The organism is Streptomyces sp. SM1, assembly GCF_002910825.1.
GTDB classification, from domain to species: Bacteria; Actinomycetota; Actinomycetes; order Streptomycetales; family Streptomycetaceae; genus Streptomyces; species Streptomyces okerensis.
The window spans coordinates 1-3091 of record NZ_NEUB01000260.1 but is presented as its reverse complement, the minus strand read 5'-3'; the positions used below and the strand labels follow the sequence as shown (position 1 = coordinate 3091).

At 71.9% G+C, this 3091-nt stretch carries 5 protein-coding genes and 1 pseudogene; 4 read left to right on the top strand and 2 right to left on the bottom strand.

Going from position 1 to position 3091, the window contains the following annotated elements; all coding sequences use genetic code 11:
• Window positions 1-111 precede the first annotated feature (111 nt).
• The gene (locus B9S61_RS06130; protein WP_103541273.1) at window positions 112-1143 is read right to left on the bottom strand and encodes a LacI family DNA-binding transcriptional regulator; all 1032 of its coding nucleotides are present in this window, start codon (window positions 1141-1143) and stop codon (window positions 112-114) included.
• Window positions 1140-1930 (bottom strand): annotated as a pseudogene (locus B9S61_RS06125) (carbohydrate ABC transporter permease); the annotation flags it as partial. The pseudogene B9S61_RS06125 and the gene B9S61_RS06130, both read right to left, overlap by 4 nt.
• Between B9S61_RS06125 and B9S61_RS40675 the strand changes: the two are divergent.
• From B9S61_RS40675 to B9S61_RS06110, 4 genes are all read left to right on the top strand, one after another.
• A complete protein-coding gene (locus B9S61_RS40675) occupies window positions 1881-2021 on the top strand; it encodes a hypothetical protein (protein WP_219819895.1) in 141 nt (46 codons plus the stop codon). The pseudogene B9S61_RS06125 and the gene B9S61_RS40675 overlap by 50 nt on opposite strands.
• Window positions 2022-2092: 71 nt before the next feature.
• Window positions 2093-2536: a CrcB family protein gene (locus B9S61_RS06120; protein WP_103541272.1), complete on the top strand. Its 444-nt coding sequence runs from the start codon at window positions 2093-2095 to the stop codon at window positions 2534-2536.
• Window positions 2533-2880 (top strand): DUF190 domain-containing protein, encoded by a 348-nt coding sequence (locus tag B9S61_RS06115; protein ID WP_103541271.1) that lies wholly within the window; start codon window positions 2533-2535, stop codon window positions 2878-2880. Before B9S61_RS06120 ends, B9S61_RS06115 begins: the two co-directional genes overlap by 4 nt.
• A partial coding sequence (locus tag B9S61_RS06110) for a CrcB family protein (RefSeq protein WP_181007268.1) occupies window positions 2877-3091 on the top strand: 215 nt, incomplete at its 3' end. The genes B9S61_RS06115 and B9S61_RS06110, both read left to right, overlap by 4 nt.

The following is a 3091-nucleotide window of genomic DNA, read 5'->3' as shown; positions in this document are numbered from 1 at the left end:
CCGGGGTGCGCGCGTGCACCGCGAGGAGTGCACGCCGCCGTTTCCCGGGTCGCGCGTTTCCCGGGTCGCGCGGCTCCACGAGAGCGGTGTGTCCCGGAGCGGGCGTGCTCCTCAGGTCGAGTCGCGTTTCACCAGCTCCGTCGGCAGGATCACCGCCGCCGGGTCCTCCCCGCCGATCTGTGCCAGCAGCACCCGCACCATCTCCGTGCTGATGCGGTCCCACGGCTGGTGGATCGTGGTGAGCTCGGGGCTCGCCGCCACGGCGGCGGGGGAGTCGTCGAACCCGCCGACCGCGACGTCCTCCGGCACCCGGCGCCCCGCCCGCTGCAGCGCGGTGAGCACGCCCTGGGCCATCAGGTCGGACGCGACGAACACGGCGTCCACGTCCGGGGCCCGCGCCAGCAGCCGCTCGGCGCCCGCCTCACCGCTGGCCCTGCTGTAGTCACCGGAGACGACGAGCCGCTCGTCGGCCTCCACTCCCGCCTCCGCGAGCACCTCCCGGTACCCGGCGAGGCGCTCCACGCCGCCCGGGGTGTCGAGCGGGCCGGTCACCACGCCGATCCGGCGCCGTCCCAGCGCCAGCAGATGCCGCACCATGTCCCGTGCGCCGTCCCGGTCGTCGGACGCCACGTAACTCACTTTCGAGCCCAGCCCGATCGGTTTTCCGCACGCGACCAGCGGCACCCCGGCCGCGCGCAGTTCCTCGGCCACCGGGTCACCGGAGTGGCTGGACACCAGCAGCACCCCGTCGACGTGCCCGGCGGTGATGTACCGCGTGATGCGCCGCCGTTCGTCGTCCGTACCGGCCAGCATCAGCAGCAGCGGCACGCCGTGCGCGGCCAGCGCCTGCGTGCAACCACGCAGCAGGACATTGAAGTTGGGGTCCTCGAAGAACCGCTCCTGGGGCTCGGTGAGCAGGAAGCCCACCGAGTCGGACCGGCCGGTGATCAGCGACCGGGCGTGCCGGTTCACCACGTAACCCGTCTTGCGGATCGCGGCGTCGACCGCCTCCGCCGCGGTGGGGCTGACGTAGTGGCCGCCGTTGAGCACCCGCGAGACGGTGCCGCGCGAGACACCGGCCTCGCGCGCCACGTCGTGGATCGTCGGCGGCTTGCGCCTGCCCCCCGTGCTGCTCATGGTCATGACTTTACGGCCCCGGAGAGCAGGTCCGGTCGAGACTCCAGAACCGCTGGATGACCAGGAAGAGCGCGATCAGCGGGAACACCGCGAGGAACGCTCCCGTGATCACCAGTGTGTACAGCGCCGGGGTGCCGGCACCCTGTTCGAGCAGCGTGTACAGCCCGAGGGTGATCGGGAACTTCTCGTCGTCGCTGAGCATGATGTACGGCAGCAGGAAGTTGTTCCAGACCGCCACGAACTGGAACCGGAACACCGTCACCAGGCCGGGCACCATCATGGGCAGCGCGACCCGCGTGAAGATCCGCCACTCGCCCGCGCCGTCCATCCGGCCGGCCTCCACCACGTCCGCCGGCACCGCGGCCGCGGCGTAGATCCGCGCGAGGTAGACGCCGTACGGGGAGAGGATCTGGGGGAGCAGCACGGACAGGTAGGAGTCCGTGAGGTCCGCCTGCGCCAGCAGCAGGTACTGCGGGACGGCGAGGATCACCGGCGGCATCAGCACGCCCGCGAGCAGCACGTTGAACAGCGTCTCGCGGCCCCGGAAGCGGTAGGTCGCCAGCGCGTAGCCGCTGACCGCCGACACGCAGGTCGACAGCAGCGCGCCCAGACCGGCGTAGAGGGCGGAGTTGCCCATCCACCGCCAGTAGACGCCGTCGCGGTAGGCGCCGAGGTCGGAGACGTTCTCCGCGAAGCCGGTGCCGGGCCAGAAGGTGAAGGTCGAGAACAGCTCCGAACCGGACTTGGTGGACGCGACGACCACCCAGGCGACCGGAAGCGGACAGTACAGCGCCCTGCTGCGCACCTGCGCCGACCACCGGTACTACCGGCGCGACGAGGTGCGCATCGCCGAGGTGGCGCACATGTTCGACAAAGGCTGGTAGCACGCTTCCGGAGTGCCCACTTCGGTGCCCGGCCGTTACACTGATCCCGAGCGAGTGGGAGACGTACGACGGTGACAGCCCCGGAAACCGAGGGCCTTCGGGCCCGCCCCGCCTTCCGTGCTCAGGCCCCCGCGATCGCCGTGATCGCCCTCGGCGGGGGAGCGGGCGCGGTGGCCCGGTACGCGGCCTCCCTGTGGTGGCCGACCCCGGCGCACGGATTCCCCTGGACGATTCTCTGGGTCAATGTCACGGGCTGTGCCGTGATCGGCGTGTTCATGGTGATCATCACCGAGGTCCGCACCGCCCACCCCCTCCTCCGGCCGTTCCTCGGCACCGGCGTCCTCGGCGGCTTCACCACCTTCTCGACGTACGCCGCCGGCATCCGCGGCCTGTTCGACGGCGGCGGGGCGGGCACCGGACTCGTGTACCTCGCGGTGACCCCCCTCGCGGCGCTCGCCGCGGTGTGGACGGCCGCCACGGCGACCCGTCGCGTTCTGATCAGGAGACAGTCATGACACGGCTGACCGGCACCGTCCTCCGCCTGACCGTGTACGTCGGCGAGAACGACACCTGGCACCACCGCCCCCTCTACTCGGAGATCGTCCACCGGGCCCACGCGGCCGGGCTCGCGGGGGCGAGTGTCTTCCGCGGCGTCGAGGGCTTCGGTGCCACCTCCGTCGTCCACACCTCCCGGCTGCTGTCCCTGAGCGAGGACCTCCCGGTGGCGGTCGTCGTGGTCGACACCGAGGAGCGCGTACGGGCCTTCCTGCCGGAACTCGACGGGCTGGCCGGGGAGGGCCTGGTGCTCCTCGACCGCTGCGAGGCGGTCGGGCACCTGCACCGCGAGGAGCCGCGGTGAACTGGCTGTACGTGATGCTGGGCGCCATGGCGGGTGCCCCGCTGCGCTATCTCACCGACCGCGCGGTGCAGTCGCGGCACGACTCGGTGTTCCCCTGGGGGACGTTCACGGTCAACGTCACCGGCAGTCTGGTCCTCGGTCTGCTCACCGGCGCGGCGGCGGCGGGCGCGGCGGACTCCCGCCTCCAGCTGCTCCTCGGAACGGGCCTGTG

What these genes read in the sequence shown, in the direction of transcription:
- B9S61_RS06130 (WP_103541273.1), bottom strand. Translation starts at nt 1,143, where the DNA reads ATGACCATGAGCAGCACGGGGGGCAGGCGCAAGCCGCCGACGATCCAC.
- B9S61_RS06115 (WP_103541271.1), top strand. Translation starts at nt 2,533, where the DNA reads ATGACACGGCTGACCGGCACCGTCCTCCGCCTGACCGTGTACGTCGGC.